Annotated in this window: 29 protein-coding genes; 18 read left to right on the top strand and 11 right to left on the bottom strand. The window is 66.9% G+C overall.

Annotation, left to right across the window (positions count from 1 at the left end):
* The first annotated feature begins 156 nt into the window (after nucleotides 1–156).
* Complete coding sequence (locus ACT6UX_RS02210) at nucleotides 157–444, top strand: pantoate--beta-alanine ligase (protein WP_444773501.1); 288 nt, start codon at nucleotides 157–159, stop codon at nucleotides 442–444.
* 100 nt (nucleotides 445–544) lie between these two features.
* Here ACT6UX_RS02210 and ACT6UX_RS02205 read toward each other — a convergent pair whose 3' ends face one another.
* Entirely contained in the window at nucleotides 545–856 is a 312-nt protein-coding gene (locus tag ACT6UX_RS02205; RefSeq protein WP_444773500.1) for a hypothetical protein, read from the bottom strand.
* Between the two features lie 200 nt (nucleotides 857–1,056).
* On the opposite strand from ACT6UX_RS02205, the gene panC reads away from it, so the two are divergent.
* Complete coding sequence (gene panC / locus ACT6UX_RS02200) at nucleotides 1,057–1,929, top strand: pantoate--beta-alanine ligase (RefSeq protein ID WP_444773499.1); 873 nt, start codon at nucleotides 1,057–1,059, stop codon at nucleotides 1,927–1,929.
* Between the two features lie 21 nt (nucleotides 1,930–1,950).
* Here panC and ACT6UX_RS02195 read toward each other — a convergent pair whose 3' ends face one another.
* Nucleotides 1,951–2,835: a TauD/TfdA dioxygenase family protein gene (locus tag ACT6UX_RS02195; RefSeq protein WP_444773498.1), complete on the bottom strand. Its 885-nt coding sequence runs from the start codon at nucleotides 2,833–2,835 to the stop codon at nucleotides 1,951–1,953.
* A gap of 54 nt (nucleotides 2,836–2,889) precedes the next feature.
* Between ACT6UX_RS02195 and ACT6UX_RS02190 the strand changes: the two genes are divergently transcribed.
* A complete protein-coding gene (locus ACT6UX_RS02190) occupies nucleotides 2,890–3,885 on the top strand; it encodes a D-2-hydroxyacid dehydrogenase family protein (protein ID WP_444773497.1) in 996 nt (331 codons plus the stop codon).
* Here the strand turns inward: ACT6UX_RS02190 and ACT6UX_RS02185 are convergent.
* Together ACT6UX_RS02185 and ACT6UX_RS02180 are read right to left on the bottom strand one after the other, a co-directional pair.
* A complete protein-coding gene (locus ACT6UX_RS02185; RefSeq protein WP_444773496.1) occupies nucleotides 3,872–4,810 on the bottom strand; it encodes a hypothetical protein in 939 nt (312 codons plus the stop codon). The genes ACT6UX_RS02190 and ACT6UX_RS02185 overlap by 14 nt on opposite strands.
* A 22-nt stretch (nucleotides 4,811–4,832) precedes the next feature.
* A complete protein-coding gene (locus tag ACT6UX_RS02180; RefSeq protein WP_444773495.1) occupies nucleotides 4,833–6,083 on the bottom strand; it encodes a class I SAM-dependent methyltransferase in 1,251 nt (416 codons plus the stop codon).
* Nucleotides 6,084–6,094: 11 nt separating this feature from the next.
* Between ACT6UX_RS02180 and ACT6UX_RS02175 the strand changes: the two genes are divergently transcribed.
* Nucleotides 6,095–6,727: an RNA methyltransferase gene (locus ACT6UX_RS02175; RefSeq protein ID WP_444773494.1), complete on the top strand. Its 633-nt coding sequence runs from the start codon at nucleotides 6,095–6,097 to the stop codon at nucleotides 6,725–6,727.
* Nucleotides 6,728–6,780: 53 nt separating this feature from the next.
* Nucleotides 6,781–7,929, top strand: coding sequence for a 23S rRNA (adenine(2503)-C(2))-methyltransferase RlmN (rlmN, locus tag ACT6UX_RS02170; RefSeq protein WP_444773493.1), 1,149 nt, complete (start codon nucleotides 6,781–6,783; stop codon nucleotides 7,927–7,929).
* Here rlmN and ACT6UX_RS02165 read toward each other — a convergent pair whose 3' ends face one another.
* Nucleotides 7,930–8,958: a class I SAM-dependent methyltransferase gene (locus ACT6UX_RS02165; protein WP_444773492.1), complete on the bottom strand. Its 1,029-nt coding sequence runs from the start codon at nucleotides 8,956–8,958 to the stop codon at nucleotides 7,930–7,932.
* A 109-nt stretch (nucleotides 8,959–9,067) separates the two neighbouring features.
* On the opposite strand from ACT6UX_RS02165, the gene ACT6UX_RS02160 reads away from it, so the two are divergent.
* The 13 genes from ACT6UX_RS02160 (at nucleotide 9,068) to ACT6UX_RS02100 (ending at nucleotide 19,925) form a co-directional block, all read left to right on the top strand.
* Nucleotides 9,068–10,324, top strand: a complete 1,257-nt coding sequence (locus tag ACT6UX_RS02160; RefSeq protein WP_422009668.1) for an argininosuccinate synthase — start codon at nucleotides 9,068–9,070, stop codon at nucleotides 10,322–10,324.
* A gap of 24 nt (nucleotides 10,325–10,348) precedes the next feature.
* The gene (locus ACT6UX_RS02155) at nucleotides 10,349–11,008 is read left to right on the top strand and encodes a rhomboid family intramembrane serine protease (RefSeq protein WP_444773491.1); all 660 of its coding nucleotides are present in this window, start codon (nucleotides 10,349–10,351) and stop codon (nucleotides 11,006–11,008) included.
* A gap of 17 nt (nucleotides 11,009–11,025) precedes the next feature.
* Entirely contained in the window at nucleotides 11,026–12,420 is a 1,395-nt protein-coding gene (locus tag ACT6UX_RS02150) for an ATP-binding protein (protein ID WP_444773490.1), read from the top strand.
* Between the two features lie 81 nt (nucleotides 12,421–12,501).
* Entirely contained in the window at nucleotides 12,502–12,720 is a 219-nt protein-coding gene (locus ACT6UX_RS02145) for a hypothetical protein (protein WP_422009671.1), read from the top strand.
* 92 nt (nucleotides 12,721–12,812) lie between these two features.
* A complete protein-coding gene (locus tag ACT6UX_RS02140) occupies nucleotides 12,813–13,085 on the top strand; it encodes a hypothetical protein (RefSeq protein WP_444773489.1) in 273 nt (90 codons plus the stop codon).
* A 23-nt stretch (nucleotides 13,086–13,108) separates the two neighbouring features.
* Nucleotides 13,109–13,807 carry a response regulator gene (locus ACT6UX_RS02135; protein ID WP_444773488.1) on the top strand — a complete coding sequence of 233 codons (699 nt, stop codon included), beginning with the start codon at nucleotides 13,109–13,111 and terminating at the stop codon, nucleotides 13,805–13,807.
* A 185-nt stretch (nucleotides 13,808–13,992) separates the two neighbouring features.
* Nucleotides 13,993–15,006 (top strand): 2OG-Fe(II) oxygenase family protein, encoded by a 1,014-nt coding sequence (locus ACT6UX_RS02130; RefSeq protein WP_444773487.1) that lies wholly within the window; start codon nucleotides 13,993–13,995, stop codon nucleotides 15,004–15,006.
* 50 nt (nucleotides 15,007–15,056) lie between these two features.
* Entirely contained in the window at nucleotides 15,057–15,428 is a 372-nt protein-coding gene (locus tag ACT6UX_RS02125; RefSeq protein ID WP_444773486.1) for a hypothetical protein, read from the top strand.
* Nucleotides 15,429–15,635: 207 nt separating this feature from the next.
* A complete protein-coding gene (gene phnC, locus ACT6UX_RS02120; RefSeq protein ID WP_444773485.1) occupies nucleotides 15,636–16,457 on the top strand; it encodes a phosphonate ABC transporter ATP-binding protein in 822 nt (273 codons plus the stop codon).
* A 40-nt stretch (nucleotides 16,458–16,497) separates the two neighbouring features.
* On the top strand, nucleotides 16,498–17,412 hold the full coding sequence (gene phnD, locus ACT6UX_RS02115) for a phosphonate ABC transporter substrate-binding protein (protein ID WP_444773484.1): 915 nt from the start codon (nucleotides 16,498–16,500) through the stop codon (nucleotides 17,410–17,412).
* A 34-nt stretch (nucleotides 17,413–17,446) separates the two neighbouring features.
* Nucleotides 17,447–18,331: a phosphonate ABC transporter, permease protein PhnE gene (phnE, locus tag ACT6UX_RS02110; RefSeq protein WP_444773483.1), complete on the top strand. Its 885-nt coding sequence runs from the start codon at nucleotides 17,447–17,449 to the stop codon at nucleotides 18,329–18,331.
* Nucleotides 18,331–19,167 carry a phosphonate ABC transporter, permease protein PhnE gene (phnE, locus tag ACT6UX_RS02105; protein WP_444773482.1) on the top strand — a complete coding sequence of 279 codons (837 nt, stop codon included), beginning with the start codon at nucleotides 18,331–18,333 and terminating at the stop codon, nucleotides 19,165–19,167. Before phnE (ACT6UX_RS02110) ends, phnE (ACT6UX_RS02105) begins: the two co-directional genes overlap by 1 nt.
* On the top strand, nucleotides 19,164–19,925 hold the full coding sequence (locus ACT6UX_RS02100; RefSeq protein WP_444773481.1) for a DUF1045 domain-containing protein: 762 nt from the start codon (nucleotides 19,164–19,166) through the stop codon (nucleotides 19,923–19,925). Before phnE (ACT6UX_RS02105) ends, ACT6UX_RS02100 begins: the two co-directional genes overlap by 4 nt.
* On the opposite strand, the gene phnN is transcribed toward ACT6UX_RS02100, so the two are convergent.
* The 6 genes from phnN to ACT6UX_RS02070 are packed head-to-tail and all read right to left on the bottom strand — an operon-like array spanning nucleotide 19,873 to nucleotide 25,081.
* Complete coding sequence (phnN, locus tag ACT6UX_RS02095; protein ID WP_444773480.1) at nucleotides 19,873–20,448, bottom strand: phosphonate metabolism protein/1,5-bisphosphokinase (PRPP-forming) PhnN; 576 nt, start codon at nucleotides 20,446–20,448, stop codon at nucleotides 19,873–19,875. The two genes, ACT6UX_RS02100 and phnN, sit on opposite strands and share 53 nt — an antisense overlap.
* 14 nt (nucleotides 20,449–20,462) lie before the next feature.
* Nucleotides 20,463–21,608: an alpha-D-ribose 1-methylphosphonate 5-triphosphate diphosphatase gene (locus ACT6UX_RS02090; protein WP_444773479.1), complete on the bottom strand. Its 1,146-nt coding sequence runs from the start codon at nucleotides 21,606–21,608 to the stop codon at nucleotides 20,463–20,465.
* Nucleotides 21,605–22,339 carry a phosphonate C-P lyase system protein PhnL gene (phnL, locus tag ACT6UX_RS02085; RefSeq protein ID WP_444773478.1) on the bottom strand — a complete coding sequence of 245 codons (735 nt, stop codon included), beginning with the start codon at nucleotides 22,337–22,339 and terminating at the stop codon, nucleotides 21,605–21,607. The genes ACT6UX_RS02090 and phnL overlap by 4 nt, the downstream gene beginning before the upstream one ends.
* Nucleotides 22,340–22,346: 7 nt before the next feature.
* A complete protein-coding gene (gene phnK, locus ACT6UX_RS02080; RefSeq protein WP_444773477.1) occupies nucleotides 22,347–23,120 on the bottom strand; it encodes a phosphonate C-P lyase system protein PhnK in 774 nt (257 codons plus the stop codon).
* Entirely contained in the window at nucleotides 23,117–23,974 is an 858-nt protein-coding gene (locus ACT6UX_RS02075; protein ID WP_444773476.1) for an alpha-D-ribose 1-methylphosphonate 5-phosphate C-P-lyase PhnJ, read from the bottom strand. The genes phnK and ACT6UX_RS02075 overlap by 4 nt, the downstream gene beginning before the upstream one ends.
* 3 nt (nucleotides 23,975–23,977) lie before the next feature.
* Nucleotides 23,978–25,081, bottom strand: coding sequence for a carbon-phosphorus lyase complex subunit PhnI (locus ACT6UX_RS02070; RefSeq protein ID WP_444773475.1), 1,104 nt, complete (start codon nucleotides 25,079–25,081; stop codon nucleotides 23,978–23,980).

The raw sequence follows: 25,081 nt of genomic DNA, 5'->3' as shown, positions 1-25,081 counted from the left end.
CGGGACTTTCCGGAAGCTTGACGTCCAAACGTCTTCGCCGAAGTAGGGAAGAATCTTGCAAGAGCCATGGATGAGGTGCACCGCAAAGCGCGACGGCGTCAGGTGAAGGCTTCACTCGATCCAAGAGATGCACGGGGCCTTCTCTTCGTCCGCACCTTGGCCGACCTGCGCCGCCTCGTCTCGGAATTCCGCAAGGCCAGCCGCCTGATCGGTCTGGTTCCGACGATGGGCGCGCTATACGAAGACCGTGTCAGCCTGGTGAAGGGCGCGCTCGATCGCGGCGACGTGCCGGTGACGGGTGCGGGCATCACCGAGGGTCTGTGCGGCCCGCTCATTCGCCCGCTCCAATTTCTACCGCAAAATGTCAAAGTGATCGGCGCGGGTGACAATCGCCTCTGCGGGGCCGTGGGCCGGCACAGCGGCGCGCGCCGCGAATTTCCATAAGGCGGGATTTACCACATCGCTTCGGCGCGCCTTTACTTTCTCAACAATCAGATTTCCTTCCGGGTTTTTCGGTTCCAGGCCGGTTGTCACGCACGACCGATCATTGCCGGTCGATTTGCGACAGGGCGTCCAAGGCTGCCTCCAATGGAGCGATGGATACCATTCTCGGCTCGGTGAACGGATCTTCGGTCAGCGCGCCCGCCGCTATGCTCAGGCTCCCGGCAAGGGATATCAGCACAAGATGGACGATCATCCGACGCGTGTCCGCGCCATGGATCAGGACGACGGCGAACTGGATCGAAAACAGCAGATAGAGGAGCAGTGCCCATTTCAGTTCGTTGGGCTCGGGGCGCATCAAACCGACTCTGCGAGCGTGCGCATCCGAGGCACGCAGGGCCAGCCCGAGTATCATGTTGCGAATCGGTCATGAACGATTGGCCGGTCAGGCGCCCCGATGCCCAGCGGGCCCTCGATCCGAACGGTTACATGCGACGGGCCGCAAGGCAAACACCAGCGCGGTCGGCGAAAGGCAGCATCTCCGAGGCATTTGCGATCGTCGGCGATGATTGCCAAGGTCCCCCCGACAATTTTACAAGCGGAGAGTATCGCCTGATGACCAAGGACAGCCAGCCCTCGGAACGTGGTCTTGCGGTGGTGCGCACCGTCGCGGAATTGCGCAAGGCGGTTTCTGCCTTCAGGACGGCCAGCCGCACGATCGGTCTGGTTCCGACGATGGGCGCGCTGCACGAAGGCCATGTCAGCCTGGTGAAGGGCGCGCTCGATCGCGGCGACGTGCCGGTGACCAGCATCTTCGTCAATCCGACCCAGTTCGGTCCGAAGGAGGATTTCTCCGCCTATCCGCGCGACGAGGAGGGCGACTTCGCCAAGCTGCGCGACGCGGGCTGCCGCATCGTCTTCGCGCCCAGCAAGGACGAGATGTATCCCGGCGAGCAGCTCACGACGGTGACCGTTGCCGGCATCACCGACGGTCTGTGCGGCCCGCTGCGGCCCGGCCATTTCCAGGGCGTCGCCACGGTGGTGAGCAAGCTCATGCTGATGGCGATGCCTGATCGCGCCTATTTCGGCGAGAAGGATTACCAGCAGCTCCAGGTCATCAAGCGCATGGTGCGCGACCTCGCCATGCCGTTCGAGATCGTGGGCATGCCGACGGTGCGCGAGGCGGACGGGCTCGCGATGTCGTCGCGCAACCGCTACCTCAGCGCCGAGGAGCGCACGAAGGCGCTGGGCATGTACCGGCAGCTCGCGAAAGTCGCCGACACGGTGCGCGACGGAAGGGCCTCCTGCAGCGAAGCCGCGGCGGCGGCATCCCAGGCGCTGCGCGACGGCGGGTTCGACATCGTCGAATATTTCACCGTGGTCGATGCCGAGAGCCTGAAGCCGCTCGAGCATGTGACGGGGCCGGCGCGCGTCATCGCCGCCGCCCGCCTCGGCCGCACCCGCCTGATCGACAATCTGGCGGTCTGATCGGGGCGCCTGACGGGAAGGTCAGGCCGCCTGTTCGAGTGTCGAGGCGACGTCGCGCGTGGTCACGCGGCGCAGGTCGCGAACCTTGGTCGTGTCGAACGGCCGGGCACGATGCATGGTGCAGCGATTGTCCCAGATCACGAGATCGCCCTTCGCCCAGCGATGGGCGTGCACGAAGCGCGGCTGGGTCGCGTGCTCGATCAGGTCGAGGATGATGAGGCGCCCGTCGGCCACTGGCAGGCCCAGGATGTGCGAGGCGTGCGCGGCGAGATAAAGCGTTTTGCGGTGCGAACCCGGATGAGTGCGGACCACCCGCTGCGGCACCGGCGGCAGCGAGGCGCGCTCCTCCTCGCTGTACTGCACGACGCCGAGCTGTTCGCGCGAACGCCAGATCGAATGTTCGGCGACCAGCCCTTCCAGCTCCTTCTTCTTCGCCTCGGGCAGTGCATCGTAGGCCGCGCGCATGTCGGCGAATTCCGTGTCGCCGCCTTCCTCGGGAATGACGTGCGCATAGAGCATTGAAAGGGCGCCGGGCACGGCGCGGAACGACGCGTCGGTATGCCAGAGTCGGTTGGCAAGACCATCGAGTCGGCGACGCGCGTCGGGCTTCATCACATTGCCGTCGCCGTCGAGGTTGGAGATGTCGGCCACCTGGCTGGATTCGATCCGATGCTTGATGTCGCGATGCCGGAGCTTCAGCGCCGAGGATTCGATCGGGCCGAAATTGCCGGCGAAGGCGACCTGCTTCTCGTCGTCGAGCGTCTGCCCGCGAAAGACCACGACCGCGTAGCGGTTGATGGTGTCCTCGATGGTATGCCGGTCGGTGGGCTTGAGCGGGCGTGCCAGGTCGACGCCGCCGATCTCGGCCACGAATTCGGGATGAGTTGGCGTAACGGTGATGCTCACGACCGCCTCCCGCGGCTATAGTAGATTTTCAATCATTGTCTTCCAGGAAATGCCATGCCGCAAACGATGAAGCTCGCTTTGCTCGACGATTACCAGAAGGTAGCCATGCGCATGGCCGACTGGGACCGCCTCCGGAAACGCGGAGTCGAGATCACGGTGTTCCACGAACCGTTCGCCTCGGTCGAGGATGCGGCGCAGAAGCTGGCGCCCTTCGACATGCTGGGACTGCTGCGTGAGCGCACCGCTTTTCCGCGGGCGCTGATCGAGAAGCTGCCCAACCTCAAGTTCATGGTTCTGACCGGCGCCCGCGCGGCGAGCCTCGACGACAAGGCGGCTGCCGAACGCGGCATTCCGGTTTCGACCACGCCGGGCGGCACTTCGAACGCGCCGACCGCGGAACTCGGCTGGGCGCTCCTGATGATGTGCGCGCGCGACCTTGCCAAGGCCGAGCGGCTGGCACGCCAGGGCAAGTGGCATGACGGCATCGAGCAGATGGTCGTGCTCGAAGGCAAGCGGCTGGGCATTCTCGGCCTCGGCAAACTGGGCAGCCGTGCGGCTCACTATGCCAAGGCCTTCGGCATGGAAGTGGTTGCCTGGAGCCAGAACCTCACGCCCGAGAAGGCCGAGGCGGGCGGTGCGAAGTATGTGAGCAAGGACGAGCTGCTGGCGACGTCGGACTTCGTGTCGATCCATCTCGCTTTGTCGGATCGCACCCGCGGCCTGATCGGCGCCGCCGAGCTGGCCAAGATGAAGAAGACCGCGATCCTGGTGAACACCTCGCGCGGCCCGATCGTCGACGAGGCGGCGCTCATCGAGGCGCTGAAGAACCGGACGATCCTGCACGCCGGCCTCGACGTCTATGACAAGGAGCCGCTGTCGGCCGACCATCCGCTGACGAAGCTCGACAACGTCACGCTCATTCCCCACCTGGGTTACGTCGTCGAGGAGAGCTACCGGCACTTCTACGAGGGCACGGTCAAGGACATCGAGGCCTGGCTCGCCGGTCAGCCGATCAACGTCCTCAACCCGGACGCGCTCAAGAAGGCCTAGGCGTCCTCACGCGAATGACGATCAGCCAGACGGCGCCGGCGAGGATCACGCCGGCGGCCAGCCATTCCGGCGTCGTCAGGGACGCCGGCGTCAGCCAGCCCAGGCGGGCGAAAACGGCTTCGAGCGCGATGGCGAAGAACGGCATCGCGGTGAGGGCGATCAGATAGGTCTGCACACCCGAATGGTTGATGGTCCAGAAGCCGAGCCAGGTGCCGGGCGCGCGGAACAGCAGGCCAGCCAGGATGGCGTAGAACCACAGTTCGATGCGCCCGAAGGCGTCGCCGCCCCCCGCCCAGGGCGAGGCCATCGCTCCCACCAGGCCGGCAAGCGTCCAGACGAAGATCAGCGCCAGCGAGGCGGCGACCAGGATCTCGCCGGTGAAGCGGCTGCGCGCCGCCGGATCGGCCGCGCGATTGCGCGGGTGGTAGGCGATCATCCACGAGGCTGCGACCGCGATGGCCTCCGAGGCGATCAGCCAGGCGACCCCGCGCCACGCCGTCTCCGACCCCAGCCCAGCGGCGAAGGCCGCGACGCCCAGCGCCAGCAGGGCGAGCCCCGGCCAGTCGCGCCGTGACGGCGCCTTGCGCGTCAGCGCCCAGCCCGAAGCCGCCCCGATCAGCACGCTCATCGTGGACAGCAGAGTGCTCTGCGTGACGGCCAGCCAGACGATGGCGGCGGCCGTGCAGCCGTTGATGATCACGCGCATGAAGGCGTAGCAGACGGTCCAGGGGACCAGCAGATCGGCCCAGCTTCCCGGCGTGCGGCGGCCGACCCAGAGCATGGCCAGTCCGGCCGTCAGCAGCTGCACCAGCGTATAGGCCCAGGCATCGAGCTGGGCGCCGCTCACGACGTGACGCGTCAGCAGGAGATAGACCGACCAGAGGAGGGAGTTGCCGAGCGCAATGGTCAGGACGTGGCCGCTCATTGCCGATCCTGCAGGCTTGGAGTCAGGTACGGAAGCGCAGCAGCAGGTGATTGACGCCGTTCAGCTTGACGTAGAGGTCCTCGAACTGCGTGTAGAAGTCCTCCCATCGCGGCAGGCCGCCCAGCGACCCGAGCGAAGTGTAGATTTCCGCCACCGTCCGGCGACCGTCGATCTGCGCGATGATGCGGGGGGCGAGCGGCGGAAGCTGGGCCCGCCACGGAAAGCCATCGAGGTTGGCGACCAGCGGCGCGCCGGGCTGCAGGCCGGCAGCGAACTTCTGCGCATCCATCTCGCGCAGCACCGGTATGGCCGACGTATCCTCGGGGCGCGCCACCGTGTCGAAGCCGGCGCGCGTCGCATAGAAGACATGGGTCCGGACGTTGCCGGCGAGACGTTCGGCGAAGGCCGCGCGCTCGATCAGCGGCAGCGAGCTGGCCTGCCGGGCGATCACCGGATCGCTCATGTAGGTCGCGGGCTCGTAACGCACCGGCTCGAGGAAGGCCACGACCCTCAGGCCGGAGGCGGCCGCCATCTTGCCGATCTGCGGGACGGTGAAGGCGCGGTCGCAGCTGTGCAGCAGCAAGTCGTAGAGGCCGGCGTCGCCTCCCGTCACATGGTCGTTGAGGTAGGGGTTGCGGCGGAACAGGTTGGTCGTCGGCAGGAAGCGGATCAGGCGCTTGGCCATCGCCAGCCGGTCTTCGATCGCCATCGATGGCGGCGCAATCGTCTGCAGCAACTCCTGCAGGGGATAGACGCCGCTGCGGCCATATTCGCCGTAGAGCATGACGCCCATGCCGCCATCGGCATGCAGCACGCTCGCCAGCGCCTGCATCCCGGCGGTCGGGTCGGGCAGATGGTGCAGCACGCCGGTGCAGTCGATGTAGTCGAAGTGACCGATGTTCATCGTCGGCAGGTCGAGCAGCGAGCCGGTCAGGAACTGGATATTGCGCAGGCCGCGTGCCTTGGCCCGCGCCTCGCAGATCTGGCGCGAAGCCGTGGAGAGGTCGAGATAGACGACCTCTCCGGGGCAGCGGCGATCGACCAGCTGCTGGGCCAGCATGATGCAGGCATCGCCCGTGCCGCCGCCGGCGACCAGCGCGCGGAAGGGTCGGATGAAGTTCAGGCGGCCGGAGAAGAGATAGTGATTGATCTCGAGGACGTGGCTCGGCGTGCCCGTGATCAGGCGGATCGCCTCGTCTCGCGGGTCCCGGGCAGGATAGGGCAGAGCCTCGTACTGGGCGCGAACGCTGTCCAACGGCGAGGGAAGGGTCATCAGGGCCTTGTTTGACGGCGGGCTGGGCGCTACCGGGTGGGTGGCAACACCTGCCAATCATTACTGCAACAAATCGAAGGGCCATGAAAGGCTATTTCGGCATTGGTATCGAGGGTCCGAGCAAGTCGATGAATGTCGGCACCTTGTTCCGGACGGCCCACGCGTTCGGCGCGTCGTTCGTCTTCACCCTGCGCGCGCAGTACGACGTTCGCGCCGGCGCGCTGGCCGACACGTCGGACGCGCCGGGATCTGTGCCGACCTACCGTTTCGCCGACCTGGAAGCGTTTCGCCTGCCGCTGGGCTGCCGGCTCGTCGGCATCGAGATCACGGACGATGCAATCGAGCTGCCGAGTTTCCGGCATCCGCGCCAGTGCGCCTATATCCTTGGTTCGGAGCGGGAAGGACTGTCGGCTGGCGTGCAGTCGGTGTGCGACTACGTCGTGAAGATCCCGACGCGCTTTTCGGTCAATCTCGGGACGGCCGGCGCGCTGGTCATGTATGACCGGTTGATCAGCCTCGGTCGTCATGCCCCCCGGCCGGTCGGCGAGGGCGCCCCGACCGAGACGCTCGACATGCCGGTGTTCGGCGAGCCGATGTACAAACGCAAGCAGCGGCTGCGGCAAAAAGCACAGTCAAAACAATAGTTTGGCTCGGCGCAGTTGCGCAGGGCGGGTGCTGCGACTATCTCACGCGCTCGATGTCCGTCCTGCCCACCGAACCGTTGCAGATCCTCGAGCCCGGCGCCGCCGCGCACGGCCGCAACGACCTGCGCCGCAATCTGATCGGCCTGTCGCGCGATGGGCTCAAGTCGGCGCTGGCCGAGGCCGGGCTGGAGCCGTTCCGCGCCGCCCAGATCTGGCAGTGGATATATTGGCACGGCGTCACCGACTTCGGGCGCATGACCAACATCGCCAAGAAGGCGCGTGATCGCCTCGCCGACCAGTTCGTGATCGAGCGGCCCTCGATCGTGACCGAGCAGCGTTCGGTCGACGGTACCCGCAAGTGGCTGCTGCGCTTCGCCGACGGTAACGAGGCCGAGACGGTGAACATCCCGGAGACCGACCGCGGCTCGGTCTGTGTCTCGAGCCAGGTCGGCTGCACGCTCACCTGCACCTTCTGCCACACCGGCACCCAGCCGCTGGTGCGCAACCTCACGGCGGATGAAATCGTCGGCCAGTTCATGGTGGCCCGAGACAGCTATGGCGAATGGCCGACGCCGACCGCCGACGCGCAGCGCATGCTCTCGAACATCGTCATGATGGGCATGGGCGAGCCGCTCTATAATTTCGACAACGTGGTGACGGCGCTCAAGATCGTCATGGACGACCAGGGCATCGCGCTCAGCCGCCGCCGCATCACCCTCTCGACCTCCGGCGTCGTGCCGATGATCGCCAAGGTGGGCGAGGCGCTCGACGTCAATCTGGCGGTGTCGCTGCACGCCGTCAGCGACGAGGTCCGCGACACCCTTGTGCCGATCAACCGGAAATGGCCGATCGCCGAGCTGCTGAAGGCCTGCGCCGACTATCCCGGCGCGCGCAACAGCCGGCGCATCACGTTCGAATATGCGATGCTGAAGGGCATCAACGACAGCGACGCCGATGCCCGCGAACTGGTGCGCATCCTGAAGCCGATCCACGCCAAGGTGAACCTGATCCCGTTCAATCCTTGGCCAGGTGCGCCTTACGAGTGCAGCTCCAACAACCGCATCCATCGCTTCGCCGAGATCGTGAACGATGGTGGTTTGAGCGCCCCGGTGCGCACCCCGCGCGGCCGCGATATCTCCGCCGCCTGTGGCCAGCTCAAGAGCGCCAGCCTCCGCCAACGCGGCGAGAAGGTCGCGCTGTAGCTACTTCGTGAAGGCGGCGACCTTCGACAGGAAGGCGTTCTCTGTCGAGACCGGTCGCAGCCCGGCGGCGGCACACAACTCTTCCATTCTGCCGCCGACGTACTCGGCGTAATAGGGCTCATGGAAGTAGTGGGGGAAGAGGTCGAGCAGGCCGTCCCACTCGGGCCGGTCCCCCTTCTGAAGAGAATCGACGATCACGACCAGGCCACCGGGCTTCAGCACGCGCGCCATCTCGGCGATCGCCTTCGCGCGGATCTCCTTGGGCAGCTCGTGCAGCAGGAACGAGGAGACGACCAGGTCGAGGCTCTCTTCGGCGAAGGGCAGTGCCTCGGCCGCGGCTTCGTCGAGCTTGACCCGGGCCGTGCGACCGATCAGGCGGCGCGCTTCGTCGAGATAAGGGCGGCTGAGGTCGATGCCGCTGAGCTTCATCCCGGGCCAGGCGCCGTGCAGCGTGGCGAGCAGGCGGCCGGTGCCGCAGCCGACATCGAGCCCCCGGACGTCGCGCTGGTTGCGGTCCGCGAGCCAGACGGCGATCGGCGCCAGGGCGCGGCGGCGCATGACGTCGGCAGCGCCGGTGAACAGGACCTCGACCTGGGTGTCGTACAGCGCGGCCGAGTGGTCGGACAGCCAGCCGTCGCTCTGGAAATGGAAGTTCTGCCGGTAATAGTCGGGCAGGCCGTCGGCCTGGGTGCCGGGCGGCAGCTCGTCGTCGAGGGCACCGTGCCGCCGCGCATCGACCTGCGGCAGGTCGCGGAAATAGAGCAGGCTGCGGCGCAGGAACTCGGCAGGCTCCGGGCGGAGGGGGCGCGGGGCGGGAAACAGGCCGGCGGCGACATCCCGCCATTCCCGTCCGAACACGGCACGCATCTCGGCGGTCAGCTCGGCCCGGCCGGGCGTCGGCCCGACGGGAAAATCGGGCTTGGGCATGGGCTTCATCAGGCGGCGGCCGGCGGCATAGTGGCCGGCATACCAGGCGACGCGCGCGGTCTGGCGGGCGGCGTAGGAAAGGCGGTCGAGGGGGGAAACCATGTGATGCTATTCTCGCCCCGATTATAGCGTCTTTGCGGCGCGCTTGCCCCGATGGGGTCGACCGCTATATTCGCGCGCCTTTTACCGAATCGACACGAAAGCGGCCAGCATGAGCGTTTCTTATACCGGGCCCTACAAGAAGGGCGACATCAAGAAGGTCGTGCTCGCCTATTCCGGCGGCCTCGACACCTCGGTCATCCTGAAATGGCTGCAGACGGCCTATGGCTGCGAGGTGGTGACCTTCACCGCCGATCTCGGCCAGGGCGAGGAGCTGTCGCCGGCCCGCAAGAAGGCCGAGCTGCTCGGCATCAAGCCCGAGAACATCTACATCGAGGACGTGCGCGAAGAGTTCGTGAAGGATTTCGTCTTCCCGATGTTCCGCGCCAACGCGCTGTACGAGGGCCAGTACCTGCTCGGCACCTCGATCGCGCGGCCCTTGATCTCCAAACACCAGATCGACCTGGCGCTGAAGACCGGCGCCGACGCCGTCTGCCACGGCGCCACCGGCAAGGGCAACGACCAGGTCCGCTTCGAACTCTCCTATTACGCGTTGAAGCCGGACATCAAGGTGATCGCGCCGTGGCGCGAATGGGAGCTGACCTCCCGCACCAAGCTGCTCGAGTTCGCCGAGGAGCACCAGATCCCCATCGCCAAGGACAAGCGCGGCGAGGCGCCGTTCTCGGTCGACGCCAACCTCCTGCACTCCTCCAGCGAGGGCAAGATCCTCGAAGATCCGTGGGAAGAGGCCGACGAGATGGTCTACCAGCGCACCATCTCGCCCGAGAGCGCGCCGGACAAGGCGACCTACATCGAGATCGAGTTCGAGAAGGGCGACGCCGTCGCCATCGACGGCGTGAAGATGTCGCCCGCGACCCTGCTCACGAAACTCAACGAACTGGGCAAGGCCAACGGCATCGGCCGTCTCGACCTGGTCGAGAACCGCTTCGTCGGCATGAAGAGCCGCGGCATCTACGAGACGCCGGGCGGCACGATCCTCTACGCCGCCCATCGCGGCATCGAATCGATCACGCTCGACCGCGGCGCCGGCCATCTCAAGGACGAGGTGATGCCGAAATACGCGGAGCTGATCTACTACGGCTTCTGGTACTCGCCGGAGCGCGAGATGCTGCAGGCGCTGATCGACAAGAGCCAGGAGAACGTGACCGGCACGGTGCGGCTCAAGCTCTACAAGGGCAACACGACCGTCGTCGGCCGCAAGTCGCCGGTCTCGCTCTACTCGATGCAGCACGTGACCTTCGAGGAAGACCAGGGCGCCTACAACCAGCGCGACGCGGAGGGCTTCATCAAGCTGAACGCGCTCAGGCTGCGCCTGCGTGCGCTGGGCCAGGGCGGCCCGAAGTCCTGAACGGACACCTGACCGGAGCGGCGCATGCCTTTTGACGACGACCAGCGCCGCCTCCCCGGCGGGCGCGGATCGGGCGAGCGGGCGATCAACCTGCCGCCCGCCGTGCTGTGGCTGATCGGCATCAACGTCGCCGTTCAGGTGGTGCGCCAGCTTCTCGGCGAGCAGACCGACCAGGAGATCATCCTGCAGTTCGGCCTGGTGCCGGCCGCCTATACGACGGACAGCGGGCAGGATCTCTTTTCGCTGCTGGTGGCGCCGGTGACCTACCAGTTCCTGCATGGCGGCTGGATGCATCTCGGCATCAACATGCTGACCCTGGCGGCCTTCGGTGCGCCGGTCGAACGGCTGCTCGGCGTACGCCGCTTCGTGCTCTTCTATCTGCTGTGCGGCGTCGTGGCCGGCCTCGTGCACATCCTCGTCTATCCCGACTCGCCCGATCCGGTGGTCGGCGCGTCGGGGTCCATCAGCGGCATCTTTGGCGCCGTGCTGATGCTGATGCGTTATGTCGGCAGTCTGACGTCGCTGCTGCCCGTCGCCGGCATCTGGATTGGCCTCAACGTCTTCTTCGGCATCTTCGGCGGCACGCCGGGGGCGGGCGGCGAATCGGTCGCCTGGGTGGCGCACATCGCGGGCTTCCTGTTCGGCCTCGCGGCCATACGCTTCTTCACACCCCGGACAAGTTAACCGGCTATAGTCGGCCCATGGCCGACAACGGGATTCCGCTTCGCCGCACGCTGGTCGCCAACGCCGTGGCGCTGGCGCCGGCGTGGGGCGCCTTGGCCATCCTCTATGGAACCGGCGAACTGTCGGGCCGGGCCGCGCTGATCGCGATGGGCGGCATCGCCGTGGTGACGATGCTTCTGGTCCAACGCTATCTCGGCTCGCTGGCGAGCTTCGCCCGCTTCGTGGGGGAACTCTCGGACGAGCGCCAGCCCGTGATGCCGCGCCTTTCCTTCGCGCCTGCGACGGAAGAACTCGCGACCGCGGCAGCCACCCTCTCGACCGGCTGGCGGCGCCAGCGGGCCTCGATCGACAATCTCGCGGCTTCGGCCCAGACGATCGTCGACGGTCTTCCCGACCCACTCGTGTGTCTCGACCGGCAGCGCCGTATCGTGCGCACCAATCTGGCGGCCGCCCTGCTGCTGGGCAGTCCCGGTGGATCCGAGCGAGACGTCTCGACCGTGCTGCGCCAACCCCAGCTCCTGGCTGCGATCGATGCGCTGCTCGAAACCGGCGCCGACGGCAACTTCGCGCGGCCCGACCAGAGCGTGGTCGACCTGGTACTGGACGGGCCGCCGGAGCTCGACATGGTGGCCCATCTGCGCCGCCTGCCGCGGGCCGCGGCCGACGGGTCGCTGGCGCTGATCGTGCTGCACGACACCACCGCCTTGCGCCGCGCCGAGCGCATGCGTGCCGACTTCGTCGCCAATGCGAGTCACGAACTCAAGACGCCGATCGCGGGACTGGCGGGCTTCATCGAAACCCTGCGCGGTCCGGCGCGGGAGGACGCGGCGGCACGCGAGCGCTTCCTCGGCATCATGGCCGAACAGGCCGACCGCATGCGGCGACTGGTCGACGATCTCCTGATGCTGTCGCGCATCGAACAGCACGAACACGCAAGGCCGGCCGCTGCCGTCGATCTTGACCGTGTGTTGCGCTCGGTGCTCGACTTGCTGCAGCTCAAGGCATCCTCGCGCAAGGTCAGGATCGAGATCGACTTGGCCCCCGATCTGCCGCACGCCATCGGCGACCATGACGAACTGATCATCGTCTTCCAGAATCTGATCGACAACGCACTGAAGTACGCGCGCCCCGAGACCTCCGTAAGGGTCGAGGCACGGCCCTCCGGCAAGGACCGCGTAGCGGTCGCCGTGCGGGACGAGGGCGATGGCATTCCGGCGGCGCACCTGCCGCGTCTCACCGAACGTTTCTACCGGGTCGACACGGCGCGCTCGCGGCAGCTTGGCGGCACCGGCCTGGGGCTCGCCATCGTGAAGCATGTCGTCAACCGCCATCGTGGCCGGCTCGACATCCGGAGCGCGCCGGGCAAGGGCTCGACCTTCACGGTGACCCTGCCGGCCTCGGACGCGGTCTGACGTCGCTGCAGTCGCCGCGAAAGCGCATTGTAAGGAATCCGCCGCATAGTCCGGGGCATTGAGTCCGCGAGAGTCCGCCCCATGACGTGCAAAGCAAGCGAACCGAGCGAAATCGTGGTGACCGCCCGAATGATCCGGGCCGGTCTGGACGTCGTGAAATCGTGGCCGTCGCTGGCCGACGGCGAGGCATTGGCCATGGCCTACCGGGCGATGGCGGCGGCGGCGCCGCCCGAGAGTCTCGCCCTCAGCATGCCGACGCCGACGATGCTGCAGGCCCTGCGGATGCTCGGTCACAAGTAGGGTGCCGTAAGGTCTTCGAAATCGGGCTGCCGCACTCGAGCCTCCATCCCAGCCTTCCATGATGGCGCTCTTCGAGAGCCAAGGAGGATCAGATGACCAAGAGGATGTTGCTGAGTTCCGCGATCGTGGCGGCGACGTTGATGCCCATCGCCGCGATCGCCCAGTCGCCCGATGCAGCATACTGCTCGGCGCTGGCGGCCAAGTACGACCAGTATCTCGACATGCCGTCGAAAGGCGGTCAGCAGCCGCAAAGCCTGGATACGCGTGTCGCCGTCGAAAAATGCAAGGCTGGCGATGCGAGCGGGATCGCGGGAATCGAGAAGGCGCTCCGGGACGCCCGCTTCGACCTGCCGCCGCGAAGCTGATCGATCCGGGAAGGAGGCCGGCGATGCGCGTGCTGATCATCGAAGACAGCCGGGAGCTGGCAGGGTTGATCGGCCATGCCCTGAAGCGTGCCGGCATGGACGTCGATACCGTGGGCCTCGCGGACGAAGCGTCACTCGCCATCCAGGCGGTACAGTATTCGGCGATCGTGCTCGATCTCGGCCTCCCCGACGCCGACGGCTTCGCCGTGCTCGATCGGCTGAGAAAGCGGAACGATCCGACGCCGGTGCTCATCCTGTCGTCGCGAAGTGCACTGGGTGACCGGGTGAGCGGTCTCGAGAGGGGCGCCAGCGATTACATGATCAAGCCCTTCGCGATGGCCGAACTGATCGCCCGCCTCCGGGCGCTCATGCAGCGCCCGCCGGAGATACCTTCCCCCGTCTTTACGATGGGGAACGTGACTTTCGAGGCTGGCAGCCGCCGCGCCCTCGTCAACGGGAGCACCTTCACCATTCCAGCGCGGGAAGCCGAGCTCCTGGAGGTCTTCCTGAAGCGTGGCGGACGGGTGCTGGCGCATGACGTGCTCGATGCAGTCGTCTTCGGCGGCAAGCACGACATTTCGTCCAATGCCATCGAAGTCTATGTCCATCGCCTGCGTCGCCTGCTGGCGGAAGCCGGTGCCGATGTCGAGATCCATACGATCCGCGGGGTCGGCTATCTGATGAAGCCCGCGATGGCAGCCCGGGCAGCCGCGCAAGCGTAATCCGTTGCGGCTGCAGCGACACCCGCCAGTCTCCACACAGTCATAGTGCAACATGCAGGCGGTCGGAGGGGCGCCCGCATACGTGCCTCCCACCCGCAACGTAAGGTTTGGTTCAACTTTCGGCGCTCATATTCCCGTCAGGGAGTAGCGACGTCATGGCACGAACTCGAAACTGGGATGTGACGATGGCCGAGAGGCCGCATCGACCTCCCGGCCTGGGCATCGGCGATCCGATGCCGCGCATAACCCTGCCACTTGCCACGGGTGCTCTCTTCGACTCGTGGGATGCCGCAGTGTCGGGCTTCACGCGTATCTATTGGATTGGTTCGCCGCCGTGCGAGGAGCGAATCGCGAGGATGATGGACCGCCTTACGCGGTGCGAGGCGACGTTGTGCTTCATGGCGCCTCAACCGTTGGACGGCCTCGACGCGGCTACGTCGTGCATCGTCGATCGCGACGGTGAACTCGCGCGTGCGTTCGATGTACGAGGTACGCTTGCAATCGTGGTCGACGCTGCGGGTCGCGTGGCCGGCTTGTTGCCTTCACCTCTGCTGGACGACGTCGTCGCTCTGGTCGAGAAACTTCACGGCGCAACGGAGACGGTGTTGGTGCAGGCCGCCGCGCCGGTGATGCTGCTCCACCGCGTGCTCGATGCCGATCTCTGCGGTCGCCTGATCGGATACTGGTCGGCCCGTGACAAGGTCGCCAGCATCGTCGGCTCCGACGGCGGCAATGTCGTCGATACCGACACGAAGCGCCGGCTCGACACCAATCTCGATGACCCGGCTCTCTTCAGCAGCGTGCGCGACGCCCTGGTGCGCCGCGTGGCGCCGGCCATCGCGCAGGCCTCGCACATCCACATCACGGTGATCGAAGCGCCGCGTATCGGCTGCTACGATGCGGCGAGCGGTGCCTGGTTCCGCCGCCATCGGGACAATACGAGCCGCATGACCGCGCATCGCCAGTTTGCGGTCAGCATCAATCTCAATCCGGGCGACGAGTATGAAGGCGGCGAACTGCGCTTTCCCGAGTTCGGCCGCCAGCTCTACCGGCCCGGTGTCGGCTGCGCCGTCGTGTTCTCGTCCGCCTTGCTGCACGAGGTCAACGCGGTGACTCGGGGCCGCCGCTTCGGCCTCTTCACATTCCTTTCGGCGGGCGGGCCGGCCTCCGGCTTCGGCCCGCGGGGCCGCGGACGATAGTACGGTTGCGCTCGCGGAACGAATGCCGCGAGCGCTGCGTTCTGGGCTCGATGAGCATCATCGAGGCCTTCGGGTGGGCGATGGCCACCCCGTTCGAACCGCACCGGAATGGTTTTCTTTACCGGCATGATCGCAAGGGGTCACCCATCCTGGTGACCGCCGCCGAACGGAACGCGTTCGTCCGCGCGTTCGGATGGCAGTTCCTGGCCCACATTGCGGGCTTCATGGTGGCGGTGATTGCCGCAGCCATGTTCACGGCGCGCTTCTTCCCGCGAGGCGACGAGACCGGGGGCTTCTTCCTGATGGGCGGATTGCTGGTCGGGATCGGTTTCACGCTCTACATGTCGCTCAAGTGGGCGATGCATGCTCCCAAGCGCGCGCTTGCCGGTCGGCCCGCTTTCTCCAGCGGCGCAAAACCCTGACGGGGATCATCGCGGTCGGAATGCCAGTCACGAAGCCGGCCACGACCGCGCAGACGAGAAAGAAGGCCTTCGAGAAGAAGATCACCGTACCCACCGGTTCACGGGATGTGACGTTCTTCTCCACCGCTGTCTTCGGTCTGTAACCCAAACGTCGCACGGAAGAAGCCTGCGGCCGGTACCGAGCGTCCGGTGGGACTGGGAGGCCGGATGCTGCGACTGGAAGGCGTTACCAAGAGCTTCGGCGGCAAGAAGGCCGTGGATGGCGTGTCGCTCGTCGTACCGACGGGTCAGCTGGTCGGCGTGATCGGCCGATCCGGCGCCGGCAAATCGACCCTTTTGCGCATGATCAACCGCCTGGGTGATCCGACCTCGGGCCGCATCCTGTTCGGTGATACCGACGTCACCGCGCTGAGCGGTCGGCCCCTGCGCGCCTGGCGCGCCCGCTGCGCCATGATCTTCCAGCAGTTCAACCTCGCCGGCCGCCTCGATGTGCTGACCAACGTCATGATGGGCCGGGCCTTTCACATGCCGCCCACCCGCGCGCTCCTCAAGCTGTGGAGCGACGAGGAGAAGGCGCAGGCCCTGTCCGCCCTCGAAAGCCTCGACATGGCGCGAATGGCCGGCCAGCGCGCCGAGACCCTGTCCGGCGGCCAGCAGCAGAGGGTGGCGATCGCCCGCGCGCTCGTGCAGGAACCCGACATCGTTCTGGCCGACGAGCCGATCGCCTCGCTCGATCCGCGCAACACCAAGGTCGTGATGGACGCGCTCCAGCACATCAACCGACATCTCGGCATCACCGTGGTCTGCAATCTCCACAGTCTCGACCTCGCCCGTGCCTACTGCGACCGGCTTGTCGGCATGGCCGCTGGCCGTGTCGTGTTCGACGACGTGCCGGCCGCGCTCACCGAGGCGACGTCGCGCGAGCTCTACGGGCTCGAGGCGGGCGACGTAATGGGCCACGGGCTGCCGTCGCCCGCAACGCTGCCCGCCGGTACGCAGCCGGGCTTCGCTCTTCTCGCAGGCTCCTGATCTCTTGCCCCACCATCCGCTTTCTCAAGGAGAACCAGCCATGCTTACCCGTCGTCACGCGCTCGGCGCCGCCCTCGCTGTCTCGTCCCTCGCCCTGGCCGGCGCCGCCCACGCCCAGTCGTGGAAGAGCGCTTATCCCGAGCTCGTCTTCGCGGTCATCCCGGCCGAGAACGCGTCGGGCGTGACCGAGCGCTACGGGCCGTTCATCGAGTACCTGTCGCAGACGCTTGGCACCAAGGTGACGCTGCGGGTCGCCAACGACTACGCCGCCGTCATCGAGGGTCAGCGCAACGGCAGCATCCACATCGCCGGCTACGGCCCGGCCTCCTATGCGCGCGCCATCGTGACCGGTGTCAAGGTCGAGCCCTTCGTCACCACCGTTAACAACGACGGCACGGTCGGCTATTACTCGGTCTTCTACGTGCGCGCCGACAGTCCCTACAAGACGATCGACGACCTCAAGGGCAAGAACCTCGGCCTCGTCGATCCCAACTCGACCTCGGGCAACAACGTCCCGCGCTTTGCGCTGAACAAGCTCAAGCTCAATCCGGAAACCTACTTCGCCCGGGTCACCTACGCCGGCAGCCATGAGAATGCGGTGATCGCCCTGCAGCAGAAGACGGTCGACGTCGCCGCCAACTGGTGGAATGCCGAGAACGACTCCAACCTGACGCGCATGGTGTCCAAGGGCCTGGCCAAGAAGGAAGACTTCCGGATCATCTACAAGTCCGATCTGATCCCCAACTCGCCGTTCGCCTATCTCGCCAGCCTGCCGCCCGATCTCAAGGCCGCCATCACCAAGGCTTTCATGGAATCGCCGACCAAGGCCAAGGCGGCGTTCGACAAGCTGTCTGACGGCAAGGATCGCGAGTTCAAGGTCGTCGACGCGCAGTACTACGAACCGGTGGTCGAGCTCATCAAGTTCATCGACCAGCTCCGCAAGCAGAAGAGCTGATCGGCCCGGGTTTCCCTCCCGCGTTCGTCCTGTCTTGAGTACGCACGTCACACGACTGCCCGAGGCGCAGTTGAGGCCGCTGATGGCGGCCTACGACGCCTCGGTGCGGTCGCGTCGCGGGCACACGCTGCTGATGCTGGCGTGTGTCGCGGCGGCGATGCTCCTCGCGTCGATCTCGGCCGAGGTGTCGCCGGTCAGGTTCTTCGAGAACATCCACCGTTTTCCGAGCTACATCATCCGCCTGTTCCACCTCGAGAACGGACAGCCCGTCTGGACGGACTTCGGGGAATGGTTCTGGGGCCTCGGCCGCTGGCTACGGCTGCTCTGGGAAACCTTGCTGATGGCTTACGTCGGCACGCTCCTGGGAGCGATGGCGGCCTCAGTCCTGGCCTTCCTGGGAGCGGCGAACGTGGCGCCCGCCCGTTGGGTACGCCTGCTCGTGCGTCGCTTCTGCGAGCTCTGCCGTACCGTGCCGGAACTGGTCTTCGCGCTGCTGTTCGTCATCGCCTTCGGGCTCGGTCCCATGGCGGGCGTACTGGCGGTCGTCATCCATACGCTGGGCGCGCTCGGCAAGCTGTTCGCCGAGGTCGTCGAGAACATCGACATGAAACCGGTCGAGGGCGTGTCGTCGACGGGCGCGCCCTGGCACGTCGCGATGCGCTTTGGCGCGCTACCTCAGGTCCTGTCCAACTTTGCGAGCTACGCGCTGCTGCGTTTCGAGGTCAACGTGCGGGGCGCCGCCGTCATGGGCTTCGTCGGCGCCGGCGGCATCGGTCAGGACCTGATCGAGGCGATCCGCAAGTTCTACTATTCCGATGTCTCCGCGATCCTGGTGATGATCCTGGTTACGGTGGCGATCATCGACAGCCTGACTTCGTTGTTGCGCCACCGTCTGATCGGTCTCGAAGGGAAGAACTGATGGACGCCGTGCGCTACCGCTATCCCGAACATTTCCGGCGCCTCGGGCCGCAGCGCCTGCCCATGATCGCCGTGGCAACCGCGATGCTTGTCCTCCTCCTGTACGGCATGGAAGTGCTGGGCTTCTTCGACGGCAAGCTTCTGTCGGGCATGGGCCGGCTGGCCGAGATTGCCGGCTTGATGCTGCCGCCCGATCCTGGGTCGTGGGCGCATGCGCGGGCCTACGGCATGGCGCTGATCGAGACGGTGGCGATTGCGCTGCTCGGGACCCTGTCGGCGGCGATCCTCGCCCTGCCGCTCGGTCTGCTGGCCGCACGCAACGTCACGGCGCAACGCATCGTGCGCTTCCTGGCCCGGCGCTCGCTCGACACGATCCGCAGTGTCGACATCCTCATCTGGGCGCTGATCTGGATCAACGTCGTGGGCCTCGGACCCTTTGCCGGGGCGCTGGCCATCATGACCTCCGATATCGGCAGCTTCGGCAAGCTGTTCTCGGAGGCGATCGAGGCGGCCGACCGCAAGCCGGTCGAAGGGATCGCCTCGACCGGCGGCGGGCACTTCATGGGTATCCGCTTCGGGATCCTGCCCGAGGTCTTTCCCGTACTGGTGAGCCAGGTCCTCTACTATTTCGAGTCCAACACACGATCGGCCACCATCATCGGGATCGTCGGCGCGGGCGGTATCGGCCTGCATCTCGCCGAGGCGATCCGGACGCTGGAGCTGCAGCAGACGTCCTTCATCATCCTGATGATCCTGGTCACCGTGGCGGCCATCGACCTGGTGTCCAGCCAGCTCCGCTTTGCCATGATCGGCCGTCGTGGGGGAGTGAGCGCTTGAGCGAGCCATCCGGTGAATCGACAGTGGGCCTGCCCCGCTATGCGCTTTACTACGCGCCGCGTGCGGAAGAGGCATTGGCCGTAGCTGCCAGCCGATGGCTGGGGCGCAACGCCGAGACGGGCGAGGCCCGCGACATCGTTCCCGTGAGCGGCGTTTCGCACGAGCGCCTCTCTGCGCTCGTGGCCGACCCGCGGCTGTACGGCTTTCACGGGACGCTGAAGCCGCCGATCGCCCTCGCCGAAGGCGCGACCGAGCGCGACTTCGTCGACGCCGTCGGCAGCTTCGCCGCGAGCCAGTGCAGGATCGACGTGCCGTTTCTGGCGCTGGCAGAGCTGGAAGACTTCCTCGCGCTGGTTCCGGGCGAGCGCTGCGCCGCGCTGCAGGACTTCTCGGATCGCTGCGTCGTGGAATTCGACGAGTTCCGCCGTCCCGCCGGCGAGGCCGAGCTCGCGCGCCGTCGCGCCGCGGGACTGTCCCAGCGGCAGGAGAATCTGCTGCTGCGCTGGGGCTATCCCTACGTCCTCGAGCAGGGACGGTTTCACCTGACCCTCACAGGGCGGGTGAAGGAGGCGCGCGAACGCGCCGTGATCCTCGATGAGCTGCGCCGGCGCTTCATGGCCTTCGTGGACCGGCCGCTCGCCGTGCGCGACCTCTGCGTCTTCCGTCAGCCGGCGCCGGGCCGGCCGTTCACCGTGCTGGCGCGATTCAGGCTTGGCGGAGGGCGGCGTCTGGCCACCCAGGTCTGGCGAGCAGCCTGAGGAAGGCGGCGGCCGTGTCTTCGAGGCTGCCGTCGTTCATGATCGTTACGAGCCGTCGGTCGTTGACCTCGTAGGCATCGGCGCGCTGCAGTCGCTCTGCCGCCTCGATCGCGGATTCGCGGCCGCGAGCGGCGAGGCGCTGCTTCAGTCGTTCCGCGGATGCCGTGATCAGCACGGGACGGGCCTGCGAATCCAGGCCGCCGGTCCTCAGGAAATGGTCGCGCGAGCCGCTCACCACGACGGTCAGGCCGGTGGCACGCCAGTCGTGGATCTCCCGGCCGACGCCATAGTCGTTGCCGTGCGCGTTCCAGTGATAGGCGAACAGACCGTGGGCGCGACGGGTGGCAAACTCCTCGTGCGTCAGGGCGACATGGTTTTCGCCACCGGTGTCGGCCGGCCGTGTGATGTAGCGGTGCGCGAACACCACCGGCGCTCCCGGTGGCAACAGGGCTCGGGCGCGTCCGAGCACCGAGTCCTTGCCGGCGCCGGAGGGACCCATGACATAGACCAGCGAGCCTTCCATGTCCGTGTGCCGGTTCAGACGACGCGTTGGCCTTCGCGCCACACGGCGCGCACGACAGCCGCGCCGTCGACGGTGCGCACGCGGACCAGGTCGGCGCGGCGATCCGGCGCGATCTCGCCGCGATCGCCCAGGCCGACAGCCCGGGCCGGATTGAGCGTCGCCAGGCGCACGGCTTGGGGTAGTGAAATGCCGATCCCGGAGGAGGGCAGCTTGAACACGCTCTCCATCAGGCTCGCCGGCACATAGTCTGACGACAGAATGTCGACATGGCCGGCGCGCAGCAGGTCGATGGCGGCGATGTTGCCGGAGTGCGAACCGCCCAGCACGAGGTTCGGCGCGCCCATCAGAATGGCGAGGCCGGCCTCGCGGGAGGCGCTGGCGGCTTCGTGCGTGGTCGGGAATTCGGCGATGGTCATGCCGTTGGCGACGGCTTCCTGGACATGACCGTGGGTCGCGTCGTCGTGGCTGGCGATCGGCAGGGCGCGGGCCCGGGCGCGACTCACGATCTCGCTGCGGTGTTTCACGGCATTGCGGTGATGAAGCTCGGTGACGCGGATCGAGAATTCCTCGAACTGCGCATCGGTCATCGAATACTTGCCCTTATAGTACTGCTTGAGCTTCTCCGGATCGAGGAACTGGCGCTGGCCGGGCGTGTGGTCGTTGATCGAGACCAGGCCGACCAATGGCAGGTCGATCCATTTGTCGACGGCTTCGACGGCATCGTCGGCCGTGATCTCGCAACGCAGGTGGATGCGGTGCTCGGCGCGCGTCATGCGCCGGTCGCTGGCCGCGCAGACCGCCTCGATCATCCGCTCGCGGTTCTGCACGCGGTCGGACTTGCCGTGGACGTCGCCCAGGGCCAGCGAGTCGAACACGGTGGTGATGCCGGCCGCGCTGATCTGGGTGTCGTGCGCCATCACCGCCGACACACTCGGCCATTTCACGCCGGGACGCGGGGCGAAGTGCTTCTCCATATTGTCGGTGTGCAGTTCGACCAGGCCGGGTACCAGATAGTCGCCTTCGACATCGAGGGCGCTCGCCGCATGGGAGCGCTCGGTGTCGATCTCGGCGATGCGGCCGTCGCGAACGACGACGGTGCCGTCGAATTCGGCATCGGCGGTCACGACGCGCGCGTTGGTCAGGATGGTCTCGAGGCTCATGGGGAAACTCCGGCCAGTGAGGCTGGGGAAATTGAGGTCGGGGGAAGGACTTCGTGCACCCGGGTCGCGACCGCATCGCGCACCTCGGTATCGTGGAAGATGCCGACGATTGCGGCGCCGGCGTCGCGGCGCTGGGAGATGAGTTCGACCACGCCGTCGCGGTTGGCGGCGTCGAGCGACGCCGTCGGCTCGTCGAGCAGCAGGACCGGGTAGTCGACGATCAGCGAGCGGGCGATGTTGACCCGCTGCTGCTCGCCGCCCGAGAAGGTCGCGGGCGGCAGTGCCCACAGCCGCGCGGGAATGCCGAGCATGGCCAGCAGGAACTCCGCGCGTTGCCGCGCCTCGAGGGGATCGATGCCTCGCCGCCTGAGCGGCTCGGCCACGACGTCGACGGCGGAGACTCGCGGGATCACGCGCAGGAACTGGCTGACGAAGCCCATGGTGCGGTGACGCACGTCGAGCACGGTGCGCGGTTCGGCGCCGACCAGCTCGGTCCACTCATTGTCCTGGCGGACCCGGATCGAGCCCGAATCGGCGCGGTAGTTGCCGTAGAGCGAACGCAGCAAGGTGCTCTTGCCGGCACCCGAGGGCCCGACCAGCGCCAGGCATTCGCCGGGCGACACGGCCAGCGAGACGCCGCGCAGCACGGGGAGCGACAGGCCGCCCTGGGCATGGACGGTAAAGGATTTGGCGAGGCCGCAGACGCGCAGCGCGGGTTGAGAGGAGGTCATGGTCACCTCACGCCGGCAGGATCGAAGAGACGAGCATCTGGGTGTAGGGATGCTGCGGATCGTCGAGCACCTGGTCGGTCAGTCCCTGCTCAACGACCGCGCCGCCCTGCATCACCATCAGCCGGTGCGTCAGCAGCCGCGCGACGCCGAGATCGTGGGTCACCAGCACGACCGACAGGTGCAGCCCTTCGACCAGCCCGCGCAGCAGGTCGAGGAGGCGGGCCTGCACGGAGACGTCGAGGCCCCCGGTCGGCTCGTCCATGAAGACCAGCCGCGGATTGCTCACCAGGTTGCGCGCGATCTGCAAGCGCTGGCGCATGCCGCCGGAATAGGTGCCGGGACGGTCGTCGAGGCGCTCGATGTCGATCTCGACCCGCGCCAGCCAGTCGGCGGCTTGGCCGCGGATCTCGCCATAGTGGCGCGCGCCCACAGCCATCAGCCGCTCGCCGATGTTGGCGCCGGCGCTCACGCCCATGCGCAGCCCCTCGCGGGCGTCCTGATTCACGAAGCCCCATTCGGTGCGCGCCAGCAGGCGGCGGCGGGCTTCCGAGAGGCGATGCACGTCCACGCTGCCCGCCGACCGGGTCTCGTAGGTGACGGAGCCGCTGTCGGGAGCGAGGCGCCCCGCGAGGCAATTGAGCAGGGTCGTCTTGCCCGAACCCGATTCGCCCACGATCCCCAGGACCTCGCCGGGCCACAGGTCGAAGCTCACGTCGCGGCAGGCGATACGGCCGCCGAAACGCTTGCCGACGTCGCGCACCGAGAGCAGAGGTGCGTTCATCGCCGGCTCTCGCAATAGTCGGTGTCGGAGCAGACGAACAGGCGCTTGCCGGTATCGTCGACGATCATCTCGTCGAGGAAGCTCTCGGTCGAGCCGCAGAGCGCACAGCACTCGGTCCAGGTCTCGATCTCGAACGGATGGTCGTCGAAGTCGAGGCTCTTCACCGGTGTGTGCGGCGGCACGGCGTAGATGCGTTTCTCGCGGCCGGCGCCGTAGAGCTGCAGCGCTGGGCTGCGATCGAGCTTGGGATTGTCGAACTTCGGGATCGGCGAGGGACTCATGATGTAGCGCCCGTTCACCATCACCGGATAGTTGTAGGTCTTGGCGATGCGGCCGTGGCGGGCGACGCTCTCGTAGAGGCTCACCTGCATGACGCCGTATTCCGACAGGGCATGCAGCGTCCGCGTCTCGGTCTCGCGTGGCTCCAGCATGCGCAGCGGCTCGGGGATCGGCACCTGGAAGACCAGGATCTGGCCGTCGGTGAGCGGCGTCTCGGGCACGCGGTGCCGCGTCTGGATGATGGTGGCTTCCCCGGTATGCGTCGTGGTGGCGACATCGGCGACCTTCGCGAAGAAGCGGCGGATCGAGACGGCGTTGGTCGTGTCGTCGGCGCCCTGGTCGATCACCTTCAGCGTGTCGTCGCGGCCGATGATGGCGGCAGTGACCTGGATGCCGCCGGTGCCCCAGCCATAGGGCAGCGGCATTTCGCGGCCGCCGAACGGCACCTGATAGCCGGGCACCGCCACCGCCTTCAGGATGGCGCGGCGGATCATCCGCTTGGTCTGCTCGTCGAGATAGGCGTAGTTGTAGGCACCGTCCTGCGGGGCCGTGTCCTGGATCGTCGTGTCAGGCATGATTCACTCCGCCGCCTGGGCGAGGGCATCTTGCTCGCGGCGCTTCTCGACCTCGGCGCGCAGCATGCGCACCACGACGAGTTCAGACTGGAAATCGACATAGTGCGGCAGCTTGAGGTGCTGCACGAAGCCCGACGCCTCGACATTGTCGCTATGGGCCAGCACGAATTCCTCGTCCTGCGCCGGCGAAGTCGCGGCTTCGCCCAACTCGTCAGCGCGGAGCGCACGGTCGACGAGAGCCATCGCCATCGCCTTGCGTTCGGCATGTCCGAAGGCCAGGCCATAGCCGCGCGTGAACTGCGGCGGCACGTCGTGCGAGCCGGCGAACTGGTTGACCATGTCGCACTCGGTCGCTTCGATCTCGCCGATCTCGATGGCGAAGCCCAGCTCCTCCGGCACGAACGACACCGGCACGTGGCCGTAGCGGATCTCGCCGACGAAGGGGTGGTTGTTGCCGTAGCCGCGCTGCGTCGAATAGCCGAGCGCCAGCAGGAAGCCCTCGTCGCCGCGCGCCAGGTTCTGCAGGCGCAGCGGCCGGTCGGCCGGCAACACCAGCGGCTCGCGCGTCAGGTCGCGCGCTTCACCGTCATTGCGGGACGGTGGTGGTTCGAGCAGCCCGTCGCGCTGCAGGATGTCGCCGACGCGGGGCAGGGCGTGGGTGGCATCGGCCGGCGCGGTCGGTGCTTCGGGACGTTTGCCCGACGCGGCCAGGGAGAAGTCGAGCAGACGGTGGGTGTAGTCGTAGGTCGGGCCCAGCACCTGGCCGCCCGGCACGTCCTTGAAGGTCGAGGAGATTCGGCGCTCCGCCACCATGCGGGTGGTATCGAGCGGCTCCGATGCGCCGAAGCGCGGCAGTGTCGTGCGATAGGCGCGCAGCAGGAAGATCGCCTCGATGAGGTCGCCGCGCGCCTGTTTGATGGCGAGTGCCGCGAGGCTGCGGTCGTAGCAGGAGCCTTCGGTCATCACGCGATCCACCGCGAGGCCGAGCTGCTGGTCGATCTGCGCCAGCGATAGCTCGGAAACGTCGCGGTCGCCGCGACGCTTGTCGGCCAGGAGATCGAGCGAATGGGCGATGGCGGTCTCGCCGCCCTTGACCGCGACATACAT

Origin of the sequence: Reyranella sp. (assembly GCF_052439685.1) — a bacterium.
In the GTDB taxonomy this organism is placed as follows: domain Bacteria; phylum Pseudomonadota; class Alphaproteobacteria; order Reyranellales; family Reyranellaceae; genus Reyranella.
This window is presented reverse-complemented; position numbering and strand designations above follow the sequence as displayed.